The organism is Nocardia sp. NPDC049935 (assembly GCF_055586645.1).
Window position 1 is genome coordinate 39,691 of sequence record NZ_JBVJHV010000006.1, and the last position, 14,010, is coordinate 53,700.

Here is a 14,010-nt window from a genome sequence, read left to right on the forward strand (position 1 = left end):
CCGGCGGGAGCGGGCCACGGTTCAGATGTCGAGCACGAGTTCGGCGGATTTCGCCCGCGAGACGCATAAGCACATCTCGTTGTTCGCGGCTTTCTCGTCGTCGGTGAGGTAGTCATCGTGATGGTCCGGTATTCCGTCGAGTACCGGGGTAACGCAGGTTCCGCAGATCCCCTGTTCGCAGGAGAGGGGGACCTCGATCCCGCAGCGCGTCAGCGCTTCGGCGATCGATTCGCCCGCGGCTACCTCGGTCTCGATACCGGACCGGGTCGCCCGCACACAGAAGCTCGACGCCGACGGGGCGATCGCCTGCGCCGGCGCGGTGGCGGTGAACAGTTCCGAGTGCAGGGCGGATTCCGGACGTCCGGCCGCGCGGGCGATATCGAGCGTCGTTTCGATGAATCCCGAGGGTCCGCAAACATATATCCGCGCGGACTCGGGCGACTCCGAGAGGATGCGGGTCAGTTGCGCGGCGGTCTCGCGCTCCGCCAGACCGGTGTGGATACGTGCGCGGTACCGCGGCTCGGCCCACCGTTCGGCGAAGACGACCTCGTCGGGCGAACGTGCGAAGTAGTGCAGGTCGAACGAGCGGTCGCCGCGGGCGAGTTCGTATGCCATGGAGGCGATCGGCGTGATCCCGATACCGCCGGCGATCAGTACCGCCGGGGCATCGTCGACGAGTTCGAAGCTCGACCGGGGCGAGCCGATGTCGAGCTTGTCGCCGACTCGGATCCGGCGATGGATGAACGCGGACCCGCCACGGGAACCCGGATCCAGTTTCACCGCGATCAGGTATCGCTGCGGGCAGCAGGCCATGCCGTTGCACAGCGAGTACTGCCGCACCAGCCCGTTCCCGAGATGGACGTCGATATGGTCGCCGGCGCGGCTCGCGGGCAACGGCCGCCCGTCGGCGGAGCGCAGCCGAAGAGAGACCACGCTGTCCGTTTCGAGGTGCATCGCGTCGACGACGACGGAGAGAACGCGGCGGTCAGACATGAGGGACACCTTCCTCGGCCAGCCGCCGATCCATGATGCGGCGCCACCGCACGATGCCCACGTCGGTTTCGAGCATGATCTGATCCCCGTCGACGGCGCCGGTCGCGGTGATGATCGCCTGCTGGGCTCGAATCATCGGTTCGTCCTGCTCTTCGAACGCGAACTTGCGCATATCGGAGATCAGGGTCTTGACGTCGTCGGTTTCGGATCCGGGCCTGATATTCCAGCGCGCGGCCGACGTGTGGTAGTGCGTGGTCGTTTCGGTCTCGGGTGTCAGGATGTGGACGCCGTAGTATCCGGTGCCGGCCTCCCGGGGCGCGGCGGGGGCGGTGACGCCGACATCGAGCAGTAGTGACGAGGGCAGATTCCAGCGGAAGTCGGTCCACGTATCGACAGGCTGTCCGTCCTGCTCGAACTGCATATCGAACATCGCCGGCGGTTCGACATTGCCGATTCGGCGGATCACGTTGAGCGTGTCACCGGATTGCTCGATCCGCGTCGGCGCTGCGATCATCCCGTCGGTGCCGAGTATTCCCCGGTGCAGAAAGCTCGTATGGCTGCAGTCGAGCAGGTTGTCGACGATCAGGTCGTAGGAAGCGTCCATGAGAAGGTAGTCCCGGCGGGTCACGCATTCGGCCTCGGTGAGGATGCTGTAGTCGGGAATCAGTGATTCATCGGGTTCTCGCTCGCCCATCCATACCCATGCGATCGTGTCGCGTTCGACCACGGCGTACGACCGGACGCGGGCCCGTGCCGGGACCTTGCCGGAGGGGTGCGGGTTCCGGATACACACACCATCGTGGCCGAATTCCAGACCGTGATAGCCGCAGGCGATTCCGCTGTCGCGCAGTTCGCCGCGCGACAGCGGCGCGAAACGGTGCGGGCACCGGTCCATGAGCGCGCGCACCCGGCCGTCCGTCGCGCGGTAGAACACGAGCGGAACTCCGGTGATCGTCCGCGGGTAGAGAGTCGCGGGCGGTAGGTCGTCACTCCAGGCCGCCATGTACCAGGTGTTGCGCAGAAATCTCATCGGCGTATTCCTTCTCGTATGGGTCGACCGGGCCAGCGGATTCCGACCGAATGCGATCGTGGCGATGCCACGAATCAACGGGGTGAACGCCCGGGATTCCCCGCCCCGATCTCGGGGCCGGACACGGCTCCACCGCCCACCTGGATACCGAAACCGGCACGGCGGCAGTCATTTACAGGCGTCGCGGCCGGGTTGGCGACACGGCTCGGACGGGTTGTGGTCGAAACCGTCGGGAGACGGAGACCCGGAGCTCATTAATTTCTGTACTAATGAGTACATGTAGTGTGGGTCACAGCTCCGGTCCTGTCAACACCTGCCGCGACCGGGGTAGCACGACACCACTCGGGACCGGGCCGCAGCCGGGGCCGAGACGCAATCAGGACAGGAGGCTTGCCAGCACCATATCGACGGCCTGGGCCGCACGGTCGTCGGTGAACTCACGACCGGCCAGGTAATCGGCGTAGAACGAGCCCACGATCGCGCTGATAGCGGATTCGGGGTCGACGTCGGCGCGCAACAGGCCGTTGTCGATACCGGCCTGCAACACCGCCCGGAAATGTGCGCGCCGAGGCAGGAGCGTGCTTTCGCGGATGATGCGCAGCAACTCACCCGAGCGCGCCTCGTCCGTCAGGCAGCTGCCGAGGATGCTCATACCGCCGACCTCGTCGTACTGACGGCACATAGCCACCAGCTGTGCGATCAGATCGGCTCGGACGTCGCCGGTACGCGGGGGTACATGGCCGACCTGGAGATGGTTGAGCGCGGCGCCGATGAGATCGGCCTTGCTGGGCCACCGCGAGTACATCGTCACCTTGGAGATCCCGGTAGCGGCGACGACCTGGTCCATCGTCATCCCGTCGAGCCCCTCGGACGCGAGGAGTTTGATCGTCGCTTCGAGGACGGCGAGGTCTTTGGACCTGTCACGCCTTCGTCCGAGCCGCTTCGGTTCGCCACCATCGGCACTCATGAAAGGAATCGTATTCGACCCACCCGACGGCGCGCCGACGCCTGTCACGTGTGGCCGGGGATTTACGGCAGTGGAGGTCCACGCGCACCGGGCGAGGAATATCGCCGGTCGAAGCAGGAAAGGGACCAGCAGGGTGCGACACAGCGGTGGCCGGTCCACTCGCTCGCAAACCTGCCTATTTGTAACATACAAAAGCATGTCGTCGATGTTGATGACACATCATGATCGAGTCGAAGGAGAGTGTCGGGTGCGTCCACGGTCGCTGGTGTTCGATCTGTACGGCGAGTACTTCCGCTACACCGGCGGCGGTGCCCGCCTCGGTGCGCTGACCGAGTTGCTGGGCGTATTCGACGTCGAGCCGGCGACGGTGCGGGTGGTGATGACCCGGCTGCGCAAGGACGGCTGGTTCGACTCGTCGAAGTCCGGGCGCGAAGTGACCTACCTGCTCAACGACAAGAGCTGGCGCCTGCTCGACGACGGCCGCGCCCGGATCTTCGAGCGCAACCCCGGCACATGGGGGCGCACCTGGACACAGGCACTGGTGAGCGATGTGGATATCGACCGTGAGCGGCGCAAACGCATCGAAACCGCGCTGACCTGGCAAGGCTTCGGCCACTACAGCGGGTCTGTCTGGTTCTCGCCGCACGATCAGCGCAAACGGCTGCGCGAGATGCTCACCGGCGACGACGAACTGCATGTGCAGTTCCTGCGGTGCGAGTCCGCCGGACTGTCCGAGGATCGGTTGATCGCCCAGCGGTGCTGGGACCTGAGCGAACTCGACGCCGACTATCAGGGCTTCGTCGAGCAGCTCCAGCCGCGCCTCGCCCGGTATCGGCGCGGACTCCACGGCCGCGATGCCCTGGTGGAGCGGATGAACCTGATCAGAGATTACCGCCGCTACCCCTTCCGCGACCCCGACCTACCCGAGACGCTCCTGCATCCGGGTTGGCGCGGCCGGGCCGCACACGAGGTGTTCACCGAGGCCCACGACCTGCTACGCGAACCCGCCGAGGAGTTCGTCGCCTCGATCACCGGCCACACCCCGGACGGCAGACCCTCCGAAGCAAATATGTAACACGGGGTTGACTTTTTCCCCAGTGATTGTCACATAATTTGGAGGATGCTTCGCGGCGCCGTTCCGGCCGCACACCCACTCACCCACCCAGACGACAGAGGGGTTTCACCGATGACCGATCCCACCGACACGGCATCCATCGATGTGGCACCGTTGCGGGTCGCCTGCATCGGCGGCGGCCCCGGCGGGTTGTTCGCCGCGATCGCGCTGGCGCATACCGTGCCCGCCGTCGCGGTGGATGTGTTCGAACGCAACCGGGCCGACGACGTATTCGGGTTCGGGGTGGTGTTCTCCGATGCCACCCTCGATTACATCGACCGGGTCGATCCGGTCCTGCGGGACACCCTCGCCGCCGCGGGACGGCACTGGGACGCGATCGAGGTCCGCCGTGACGGGCAACGCCTCGCCGCCGGCGGCAACGGAATGGCCGCCGTCCACCGCCGCGTCTTGCTCGACGCGTTGCGCGTCCGCGCCGAAGAGCTCGGCGCGCGACTGCACTACGCCACCACGATCGACGTCGACGCGCTCGAAGCCGGCGGCGACTACGACCTGATCGTCGCCGCGGACGGGGCGAACTCGTCCACGCGGGAGCGGCTTCACGCCGACCTGGGCCACACGGTCGACGTGGCGACGGTGAAATTCATCTGGTTCGGCACCACGTACGACTTCGACGGGTTGACGTTCCTGCACAAACAGTCCGAGCACGGCGCCTTCGCGGTGCACGCCTACCCCATCGGATCCGGTCTGTCCACCTTCATCGTCGAGACCGACCAGCAGACCTGGCACCGCGCCGGCCTCGACGGCTTCGACGAGACCACCCCGCCCGGGGTATCCGACGAGGTGAGCCGACGCTATCTGGAGCAGTTGTTCGCCGCCGAGATCGGCGGACACCCGCTGGTGGCCAACAACTCCCGGTGGGCGAACTTCCGCACCCGCCGTACCCGGCGCTGGTCCGCTCGCGCCGCGGGCGGCACACCGGTGGCGTTCCTCGGCGACGCGGTGCATACCGCGCACTTCTCCGTCGGATCCGGGACGAAGATGGCGATGGAGGACGCCGCCGTGCTGGCGCAGACGGTGGCCGAGCACCGCGACGATCTGACGAGCGCGCTGGCCCGGTTCCAGCAGATCCGGGGCCCCGAGGTCGCCAAGATCCAGGATTCGGCGCTGCCGAGCCTGTCGTGGTGGGACCACTTCGGCGAGTACTACCGCGCACTGGAGCCGTGGCAGTTCGCGTTCCATTTCTTCAGCCGCGCCATCTCCGCGCAGAAGATCCGCACCCGCGACCCCCGCTTCGTCGCCGACGCCGAACGGGCCTGGCTCGACCGGCACGGCAGCGTACCGCTGGACACCCCGCTCGCGATCGGCTCGACCACGCTGTCACGCCGCCTGCTGCATGTGCGCGTGACATCCGATACCAGCATGCAGATCGACGACGGAACGCACTCGCTGACCGCCACCGGCGACGCCTCCGGCCGGGACGCGGTGCCGCTGTTCACCGCACCCGACGTCGAGGGCACCGCACTGACCGAATCGGTCCGCATCGCACTCGACCGCCTCTGCACGCCCGCGCCGGCGGCGGTGGTCGTCCGCGGGGGCACCGCGCTGACGCGTGCGTTGAGCGCCGAGTACGTCCGTTTCACCCACCACGTCCCGGTCGTTCTCGTCGACCGGCCCGGATCGGTGCGTATCCGTCGCGCGGTCGACGAAACCGATGCCGCCACCACCCTGGTGCTGGCCGGGCGCGCCGACGCGGTCGCGTTCGAACCCGATCCGGCCCGTATCCCGGCCGATTCGCACCACGACATCGAGGTCCTCCGATGAGCACTCCTCCCCCCTCTCCCGGCTCCGCACTCACCCGGATGCTGGCGCCCCGCTCGATCGCCGTGGTTGGCGCCTCCGCCTCGCCCGGCAAATTGGGCGCCGTCATGTTCGACGCGGTCACCCGCGTCCGGCGCGGCGAGCTCGCCGTCTACGGCATCAACCCCAGAGCCGGCGACGAGCGGTTCGCACCCTCGCTGCACGCCGCGACCGAACGCCACGGTGCCGCACTGGACTTGGCCGTACTGTGTATTCCGGCCGCCGCCACCCCGGCCGCGCTGCGCGAGGCCGCCGGCTGCGGTGTCGGTGCCGCCCTGATCTGCGCGGGCGGCTTCGCCGAGGCCGGCGCCGAGGGAGTGGCGCTACAGACCGAGATCGCCGCTGTCGCCGCCGAGACCGGGATCCGGATCCTCGGCCCGAACACCTCGGGGTTCTTCCGCCCCGGCCACACGGTCGCCAGCTTCGTCCCGGCCGTCGAACACATCGCACCGGGACCGGTGGCGGTCGTCGCGGCCAGCGGCGGAATGAACCACGCGTTGTCGTTCCTGCTGTCGGAGAGCGGCGTCGGTATCGGGCTCGGTGTCGGACTGGGCAACAGTGTCGACGTCACCGCCGCCGACGTGCTCGAGTACCTGCGCCACGACCCCTCCATCACCGCCGTCGCGTTGCACGTCGAGTCCGTCACCGACGGGCCTGCGCTGTTGTCCGCGGTGCGGGAACTGTGCGCCGTCAAACCGGTGGTCGCGATCGTGGTCGGCCGCAGCGACGTCTCCGCCTTCTCAGAATCCCACACCGGCGCCCTGGCGACCTCGTGGCGCACCACCCGGTCCCTGCTCACCGAGGCGGGCGCGGTCGTCGTCGAATCCGAACGCCACCTCGTCGACGCCCTCAGTGTGCTGTCGCGCACTCGCCTGCCCGCCGCCCCGGCCCCTCGGGTCGGGCTGGTCACCGCCCAGGCCGGGCCCGGTCTGATGGTGCTCGACGAACTGCTCGCGCGAGGCGTGGGCGTACCCACCTTGACCGACACCACCCAGCGTGCGCTCGCTGAGCTGTTGCCGCCGTTGACGTTCCAGGCCAACCCCGTCGATACGGGGCGTCCCGGGTCCACCTTCGCCGCGGTTCTGGCGGCCACGGCCGACGATCCCGGGATCGACGCGCTGGCGGTCTACGCGCTGGCCGAACCCGACGCGATCGACCTCGCCGAGGCCGTCCGCGCCAGTGGCGTCGCCACCCGGCTTCCGGTCGTACTCGGCGTCGGTGGACCGGCCGAAGCCGTCGACAAGATCGCCACCGCCGCCGCGCAGCTCGCGATCCCGGTGCTCCCCGGCCCGACCGCGCTCGCCACCGGCGTCGCCGCGCTGGTCACCGACGCCCGGCTCCGGCACCGAGCCGCCACAACCGCGCCCGCCGTGACCGCGGAGCGGCCTCCGCTGCGACTTCCACTCGACGAAGCCGCGGCCAAGGACCTGCTCGATACCCTCGGTGTGGAGACCCCCGAGCGGCGGGTGTGCCGCGACCGCCCCGCCGCCCACCGCGCCCTGGCCGAACTCGGCGGGCCGGTCGCGGTGAAGATCCTCGACGCCACGGTGTTGCACAAGACCGAGATCGGTGGCGTGCACCTCGGAATCGCCACCGCCGCCGCACTCGACACCGCCCTCGACGCGCTGGACGTCATCGACGCCCCTGCCTACCTCGTGGAATCCATGGCCGCGCCCGGGGTCGACCTGTTCCTCGGTGCGCGTCGCGACCCCGTGTTCGGGCCCATCCTCGTCGCGGGTCTCGGCGGCACCGCGGCCGAAGCCCTCGGCGATATCGCCATCGCGAGCCGGCACCTGTCCGCCACCGGCGCGGCGGCGATGCTCGACGAGCTCCAGTGCGCGCCGCTGCTGCACGGCTGGCGCGGCGGGCCCACCCTGGGCCGAGAGGCGTTCGCCCGCCTCGCCACCACCGTGGTCGGCTACCTCGCCGCCCACCCCGAGATCGCCGACCTCGAGATCAACCCGCTGCGGCTCACCGGCACCGGACTGGTCGCACTCGATGCCGTCGTCACCGGCGCCACCCCCGCCACCGAAGGAGAATCGCAGTGAGCACCCGCACCCCACTGCCGATCGACGGAGTCGTGGCCTGGCCCGACGATCTCGCCGAGCGCTACCGCGAAGCCGGCTACTGGCAGGGCACCTCACTCGGTGCCCGCGTCGCCGCCGCCGTCGAGCGGCACCCCGAAGCGATCGCTCTCGTCGACGGCGATACTCGTCTCGGCTATCGGCAACTGTGGGACGCGAGCGGCGCCTGCGCGCAGTACCTGCTCGATCTCGGTCTCGCTCCCGGGGACCGGATCGTGCTGCAGCTACCCAACTGCTGGGAATTCGTCGCGCTCACCCTGGCGTGTTTCCGTATCGGTGTGGTCCCGGTGATGGCGCTGCCCGCGCACCGCCGCCACGAGCTGACGCATCTCGCCACCCTGGCGGATGCGGTTGCCATCGTGGTCGCCGACCGCGACCGTGACACCGATTTGCGGGGCATCGCCCAGCAGGTCGCCGCCGACACCCCCGGCGTCCGGTTCGTCCTCGTCCACGGCGAGCGCAGCGCCACCGGCACCGCGGTCCCCGAATACGGCCTCGACTTCCACACAGTGCCGCGCTTTGCCGACGCCGCCTACGATCCCGCCGGCGCCGATATCGCCTGCCTGCTGCTCTCCGGTGGCACCACCGGACTACCGAAGCTGATCGTGCGCACCCACGACGACTACGCCTACAACGTCGACCGCTGCAACGCGGTCGCCGAATTCGACGAGCACACCGTCTATCTCGTGTCGCTGCCGGTCGGCCACAACTTCCCACTGGCCTGTCCGGGCATCCTCGGAGCGCTGTTCGCCGGCGGCCGGATCGTGATGCTGCCCTCCCCCGCCGCCGAACGCGCCCTGCGCACCATCGATGCCGAAGCCGTCACCGCCACCGCGGTCGTTCCGGCGGTCGCGCAGACCTGGATCGAGCACCAACGCGAGCACCGCACCATGAGCGGGCGCAGCCTGCGAGTCCTGCAGGTCGGCGGATCCCGGATGCCCGACGAACTCGCGGCCCGCATCCGGCCTGTCCTCGGCGCCACCCTGCAGCAGGTATTCGGCATGGCCGAGGGGCTGATCAACATGACCCGCCTCGAAGACCCCGAAGACATCGTGCTCACCACACAGGGCCGCCCGGTCAGCGACGCCGACGAGATCGCCGTCGTCGACGAAGCCGGCGAGCCGGTAGCCGACGGGACCCCCGGCGCCTTGCTCACCCGCGGTCCCTACACACCCCGCGGTTACTTCCGCGCGCCGGAACACAACTCGCGCGCCTTCACTGCCGACGGCTGGTACGCCAGCGGCGATATCGTCGTACGCCGCCCCGATGGGAACCTCGTCGTGGCCGGTCGCGACAAGGACATGATCAACCGTGGCGGAGAGAAGATCTCCGCCGAGGAGGTCGAGAACTTCGCCTATCAGGTCGACGGGGTGGACATGGCCGCCGCCGTCGCCATGCCCGACCCCGTCCTCGGCGAACGGCTGTGCCTCTACCTCACCGTCGCGCCCGGTCTCCGGGTCGAGCTCGCCGATATCGTGGCCGTCATGAGCGATGCCGGCGTCGCCCGCTACAAGATCCCCGAACGCCTCGTCGTCGTCGACACCATGCCGACCACCAAGGTCGGCAAGATCGACAAGAAAGCCATCCGCGACGATATCGCCACCCGCCTCGCCCACGAGAAAACCACCGGATAGAGCCGAGGGCCATCGACCGGCTGTCGGCGCATGCGCCGACAGCCGTCCCCGGTCCCGGACTCGACACGTTGTCCACGAATCTCGAGTCCGGGTGGGACGGCCCCGCCGCGCGAGGCACCGCGTATCAGAAACCCCGCTCGATCCATTCGGCCAGATACGGCGCTTCGGCACCGATGCTGGTGCCCTCGCCGTGCCCGGTGTGGACCCTCGTGTCTTCGGGCAGGGCGAAGAGCCGGTCGCGGATCGAGTCGATGATGGTCGGGAAGTCGGAGAACGATCGTCCGGTCGCACCCGGGCCTCCGGCGAACAGGGTATCTCCGGAGAACAGGGCTTTCGCCTCGGGCAGGTGCAGGCAGATCGAGCCCGGCGAATGGCCCGGAGTGTGGAGGACCTCGAGCACTGTTCCGGCCAGCGCGATTCGCTGCCCATCCGTCGCATGCCAGAACGACTCCCCCGGATGGGTCATTTTCCACAGTTCGGCGTCTCCGGGGTGCAGGACCACCGGCGTGTAGAGTGTCCGGCCGAGTTCCGGCGCGAACGTGACGTGGTCGTTGTGCCCGTGCGTGCACACCACTGCCACGACATTGCGCCCCGCCACGGCCTCGACAACGGGGGCGGCGTTGTGCGCGGCGTCGATGATCACCACCTCGTCGTCGTCCCCGACGACCCACACATTGTTGTCGACCTCCCACGAACCGCCGTCGAGTTCGAACACTCCGGAGGTCACGACCCGCTCGATGCGCAGTTCGCCGCTCACAGCACCACCACCGAGCGCAGCACGTCGCCCGCGTGCATGGTGTGGAAGGCGTCTTCGACGTCGTCGATCCCGATCCGCTCGGTGACGAATTTGTCCAACGGCAGTCGCCCTTGCCGGTAGAGGTCGACCAGCGTCGGGAAGTCGCGATCGGGCAGGCAGTCGCCGTACCAGGACGATTTCAACGCCCCACCATGGGAGAAGAAGTCCAGCAGCGGCATCTCCAGCCGCATCTCCGGCGTCGGCACACCGACCAGCACCACCGTGCCGGCCAGATCGCGGGCGTAGAACGCCTGCTTCCAGGTTTCCGGGCGCCCCACAGCGTCGATCACGACATCGGCGCCGAATCCGCCGGTGAGGTCCTGGACGGCCGTCACCACATCGGTGCCGGTGGCGTCGACCGTGTGGGTAGCGCCGAGATCGGCCGCCCAGGCGAGCTTCTTCGCGTCCCGGTCCACCGCGATGATCCTCGAGGCACCCGCGAGCTTCGCGCCGACGATCGCCGCGTCACCCACACCGCCGCAGCCGATCACGGCCACCGAATCTCCACGCCCCACCGCCCCGGTATTCACCGCGGCACCCAGACCGGCCATGACACCGCACCCCAGCAGCCCGACGACCGCCGGATCCGAGGAGGGATCGACCTTCGTGCACTGACCCGCGTGGACCAGCGTCTTCTCCGCGAACGCGCCGATTCCCAGCGCGGGCGTCAATTCGGTGCCATCGAGCAGTGTCATCTTCTGCTCGGCGTTGAATGTGCTGAAGCAGTACTGCGGGCGACCGCGTTTACAGGCGCGACACCGGCCACACACCGCTCGCCAGTTCAAGATGACGAAATCGCCGACCTCCACCGATTCGACGCCCGCACCCACGCTTTCGACGGTGCCGGCGGCTTCGTGGCCCAGCAGGAACGGGAACTCGTCGTTGATACCGCCCTCCCGATAGGTGAGATCGGTGTGGCAGACCCCGCACGCGGCCACCGCGACGACGACCTCACCCGGCCCCGGGTCCGGGATCACGATCTCGGTGAGCTCGACCGGCGCCCCCTTCGATCGGGCGATCACCCCGCGTACCTGCTGTGGCATGTTGTTTCGGTTCCTTCGTCTCGAGCTGAGCGATCATGCACCTCTCGGCATGTCTCCCGAAACGCTAAGGTCACTCAGCCCACCCGGTGACCTGGCCGAAAGACCGGAAATACCCCGCCCGATCACCAGGTCGCCGAGCGCCGGGCCGACGACTGCCCGGTCCGCTCACCTGCGTAAGGTAGGCGAAGTGCCCGCTGCGACGACCGACGAATACGCTGCGGAACTGCGCGCCCTCCGCGAGGTCGTCGCAGGCCCACTGCACGAGATCGCCCGGCGGTTCTCCCGCTTCCTCTCCCCGCGCTGGTCACATGCGGCGCTGGTGATCTTCACCCACGAATGCACGGGACGCCCCCGCAAGGTGGCCGGCGTCAGTGCCCTCGTCGACAAAATCACCATCAGCGAACTCGACGATCTCAAATCGAGAGTGGAGACCGGAACTCCACTGGTCGCGACCGCGCCGATCGGCGGTGCGCAGCGTCGGGTGTGGGCACTGCTCGACACCACCGGCACGCTGCTGGTCCTCATCCCTCGAAACCCGGCCGAACGCCTCCCCGGCCCGGCCGGCCTGGCCGCACTCTTCGGTATCGTCGCCACCTCCATCAGGCAACAGGTCGCCCAGGCCAGCCCCGACTACCTCGCGGAATCGCGCGCGGCCTCCAGCGAGCGTGCCCGCACGATGGCCGAACTGACCGCCTCCCACGAGGCTGCCCTGGCCGCGATCCTGAACACCCTGCGCTCCACCCGCCTCGATGATCGGAACGCACGCCTCGCCGCCGCCGACTCCGCTTCCCAAGCCCTCGTAGCACTGCGGTCGGCACAGAATTCCGACCGCCGGCTATCCGAGGAATCAGCGGCCGACGCATTCACACGGCTACGCAAAGAACTCCGCCAGCTGTTACGGCACCACCCCGCGCACGTCGACTATGTTGCGCCACGCGGCGACGGCGAAGCGCTACCGGGCGAGACCGCGTACGCGGCACGGGCGATGACACGAGCCACCGTTCTGGCGTTCACCGCTCAACCCACGCTGACGCGGCTGCGCATCTCCTGGGCATGCGACAACACCTCGCTCACCGTCGATATCCGTGACCACGAATCCGGCGAACTCGACGCCTCGATCCTGCGGCGGCAACTCCACGGCCGGTGCCGGACACTGGGTGGGCGCCTGCGCATCGAGACCGTTCCGCAGTGGGGTAGCCGGGTCTCCATCGAGTTGCCCCTTCACCCCCCGGCCGACCGTCCCGACCAAGACAGACTCGCAACCCTGAACAAACGAGAACGAGAAGTACTGGCCTTGATCAGCACCGGCAAACGGAACAAACCGATCGCCGTCGATCTCGGTATCGCCGAGAGCACCGTCAAATTCCATGTCGCGGGAATACTCAAGAAACTCGAAGTCACCTCACGCGGAGAAGCCGCCGCAATCGGCCTGCGCGATGGGGCCTTTCACACGGCATCCCGGCAATCTAACCGGCCGATCCGCGGAATAGGTGAAGGAAATTTGCAGATTCCGTGAGCATGCCGGCATCGCCCGCTACCTGCCGCCCGCTGTGACATTCTCGGTCTGCCATCGTGTTACTGCCACCCCACGTCCATCTCACTGGTCGTTGCGATCCCCCGAACCCCCGTCCTCCAACAGTCGCGCACCAGCGAGATTTGCCGGTACCGGTGCCGGTACCGGCCGAATGCACCCGCCCCGCCCGGCACCGTCGCCCAGCTGGCAGGCCGATGATCAGGTCTCTCTGCATCGGCCGTCCACGAGGTCGCGATCATGGAATATCGTGCCGGTCATGACCCCGGATGACTGGTTGACCGACACCCGAACCTCCTATGACACAGTCGCGGTCAGCTATGCCGACCAGGTGCGCGGCGCCCTCGCCGGACACCGGTACCTGCGCACGGCTCTCGCGTTGTTCGCCGACAGCGTGCAGGTCGCCGGCGGCGGGCTGGTCGCGGACGTCGGCTGCGGCCCCGGCGAGGTCACCGCCCACCTGCATGAGCTCGGCGTCGACGCCTTCGGTGTCGACCTCTCCCCCGGGATGATCGAGGTGGCCCGGCGCGACCACCCCGGCCTGCGGTTCGAGGTGGGCTCGATGACGGACCTGGACCTCCCCGTCGCTTCGGTGGCCGGCCTGCTCGCCTGGCAGTCGTTGATCCACATCCCCGACGACGAGGTGCCGACCGTGTTCGGGCACTTCCACCGAGCATTGCGTCCCGGCGGACCGCTGCAGCTGCTGTTCCACGTCGGCGACGAGTCGCAGTTGATGACGGAGGGCTATGGCGGTCACCCGATGCAGCTCCATGTCCACCGCCGTCGGCCTGACCAGGTGGCATCCTGGCTGCGCGATGCCAAATTCGTGGTCGAGGCTCAAATGCTGCTCGACCCGGACGCGGAAGCTCAGCAAGCGATCCTTTTCGCACGCAGTAACTGATCAGTTCAGAACGAGACGGCGCAGGCGGATCCTCGAGCAGCGGAGCTTGGTGGATATCGGCGCGGCGTTCGGTATGGACCCGTAAACGGCGGTAGTACT

At 68.3% G+C, this 14,010-nt stretch carries 11 protein-coding genes; 6 read left to right on the forward strand and 5 right to left on the reverse strand.

The window, feature by feature from the left end; translation table 11 throughout:
• Positions 1-21 precede the first annotated feature (21 nt).
• The 3 genes from ACZ6SF_RS22545 to ACZ6SF_RS22555 all read right to left on the reverse strand — a co-directional run bounded on the left by ACZ6SF_RS22545 (position 22) and on the right by ACZ6SF_RS22555 (position 2,990).
• Positions 22-993 carry a PDR/VanB family oxidoreductase gene (locus ACZ6SF_RS22545; RefSeq protein ID WP_466064161.1) on the reverse strand — a complete coding sequence of 324 codons (972 nt, stop codon included), beginning with the start codon at positions 991-993 and terminating at the stop codon, positions 22-24.
• Positions 986-2,023 (reverse strand): Rieske 2Fe-2S domain-containing protein, encoded by a 1,038-nt coding sequence (locus ACZ6SF_RS22550; protein ID WP_466064163.1) that lies wholly within the window; start codon positions 2,021-2,023, stop codon positions 986-988. The genes ACZ6SF_RS22545 and ACZ6SF_RS22550 overlap by 8 nt, the downstream gene beginning before the upstream one ends.
• Before the next feature lie 376 nt (positions 2,024-2,399).
• Positions 2,400-2,990 carry a TetR/AcrR family transcriptional regulator gene (locus ACZ6SF_RS22555; RefSeq protein ID WP_466064165.1) on the reverse strand — a complete coding sequence of 197 codons (591 nt, stop codon included), beginning with the start codon at positions 2,988-2,990 and terminating at the stop codon, positions 2,400-2,402.
• 247 nt (positions 2,991-3,237) lie between these two features.
• On the opposite strand from ACZ6SF_RS22555, the gene ACZ6SF_RS22560 reads away from it, so the two are divergent.
• The 4 genes from ACZ6SF_RS22560 (at position 3,238) to ACZ6SF_RS22575 (ending at position 9,640) form a co-directional block, all read left to right on the forward strand.
• Positions 3,238-4,065, forward strand: coding sequence for a PaaX family transcriptional regulator (locus tag ACZ6SF_RS22560; RefSeq protein WP_466064166.1), 828 nt, complete (start codon positions 3,238-3,240; stop codon positions 4,063-4,065).
• A gap of 111 nt (positions 4,066-4,176) precedes the next feature.
• Complete coding sequence (locus ACZ6SF_RS22565) at positions 4,177-5,886, forward strand: FAD-dependent monooxygenase (RefSeq protein WP_466064168.1); 1,710 nt, start codon at positions 4,177-4,179, stop codon at positions 5,884-5,886.
• Positions 5,883-7,970, forward strand: coding sequence for an acetate--CoA ligase family protein (locus ACZ6SF_RS22570; protein WP_466064170.1), 2,088 nt, complete (start codon positions 5,883-5,885; stop codon positions 7,968-7,970). The genes ACZ6SF_RS22565 and ACZ6SF_RS22570 overlap by 4 nt, the downstream gene beginning before the upstream one ends.
• Complete coding sequence (locus tag ACZ6SF_RS22575) at positions 7,967-9,640, forward strand: (2,3-dihydroxybenzoyl)adenylate synthase (RefSeq protein WP_466064171.1); 1,674 nt, start codon at positions 7,967-7,969, stop codon at positions 9,638-9,640. Before ACZ6SF_RS22570 ends, ACZ6SF_RS22575 begins: the two co-directional genes overlap by 4 nt.
• Positions 9,641-9,764: 124 nt before the next feature.
• Here the strand turns inward: ACZ6SF_RS22575 and ACZ6SF_RS22580 are convergent, their stop codons facing one another.
• Together ACZ6SF_RS22580 and ACZ6SF_RS22585 are read right to left on the reverse strand one after the other, a co-directional pair.
• Positions 9,765-10,397, reverse strand: a complete 633-nt coding sequence (locus ACZ6SF_RS22580) for an MBL fold metallo-hydrolase (protein WP_466064173.1) — start codon at positions 10,395-10,397, stop codon at positions 9,765-9,767.
• Positions 10,394-11,479 carry an S-(hydroxymethyl)mycothiol dehydrogenase gene (locus tag ACZ6SF_RS22585; RefSeq protein ID WP_466064175.1) on the reverse strand — a complete coding sequence of 362 codons (1,086 nt, stop codon included), beginning with the start codon at positions 11,477-11,479 and terminating at the stop codon, positions 10,394-10,396. The genes ACZ6SF_RS22580 and ACZ6SF_RS22585 overlap by 4 nt, the downstream gene beginning before the upstream one ends.
• 187 nt (positions 11,480-11,666) lie before the next feature.
• On the opposite strand from ACZ6SF_RS22585, the gene ACZ6SF_RS22590 reads away from it, so the two are divergent.
• The gene (locus tag ACZ6SF_RS22590) at positions 11,667-12,995 is read left to right on the forward strand and encodes a helix-turn-helix transcriptional regulator (RefSeq protein ID WP_466064176.1); all 1,329 of its coding nucleotides are present in this window, start codon (positions 11,667-11,669) and stop codon (positions 12,993-12,995) included.
• A gap of 274 nt (positions 12,996-13,269) precedes the next feature.
• Positions 13,270-13,911, forward strand: coding sequence for a class I SAM-dependent methyltransferase (locus ACZ6SF_RS22595; protein ID WP_466064178.1), 642 nt, complete (start codon positions 13,270-13,272; stop codon positions 13,909-13,911).
• The last annotated feature ends 99 nt before the right edge of the window (positions 13,912-14,010 follow it).

What these genes read in the sequence shown, in the direction of transcription:
- ACZ6SF_RS22545 (WP_466064161.1), bottom strand. Translation starts at nt 993, where the DNA reads ATGTCTGACCGCCGCGTTCTCTCCGTCGTCGTCGACGCGATGCACCTC.
- ACZ6SF_RS22550 (WP_466064163.1), bottom strand. Translation starts at nt 2,023, where the DNA reads ATGAGATTTCTGCGCAACACCTGGTACATGGCGGCCTGGAGTGACGAC.
- ACZ6SF_RS22555 (WP_466064165.1), bottom strand. Translation starts at nt 2,990, where the DNA reads ATGAGTGCCGATGGTGGCGAACCGAAGCGGCTCGGACGAAGGCGTGAC.
- ACZ6SF_RS22565 (WP_466064168.1), top strand. Translation starts at nt 4,177, where the DNA reads ATGACCGATCCCACCGACACGGCATCCATCGATGTGGCACCGTTGCGG.
- ACZ6SF_RS22570 (WP_466064170.1), top strand. Translation starts at nt 5,883, where the DNA reads ATGAGCACTCCTCCCCCCTCTCCCGGCTCCGCACTCACCCGGATGCTG.
- ACZ6SF_RS22585 (WP_466064175.1), bottom strand. Translation starts at nt 11,479, where the DNA reads ATGCCACAGCAGGTACGCGGGGTGATCGCCCGATCGAAGGGGGCGCCG.
- ACZ6SF_RS22595 (WP_466064178.1), top strand. Translation starts at nt 13,270, where the DNA reads ATGACCCCGGATGACTGGTTGACCGACACCCGAACCTCCTATGACACA.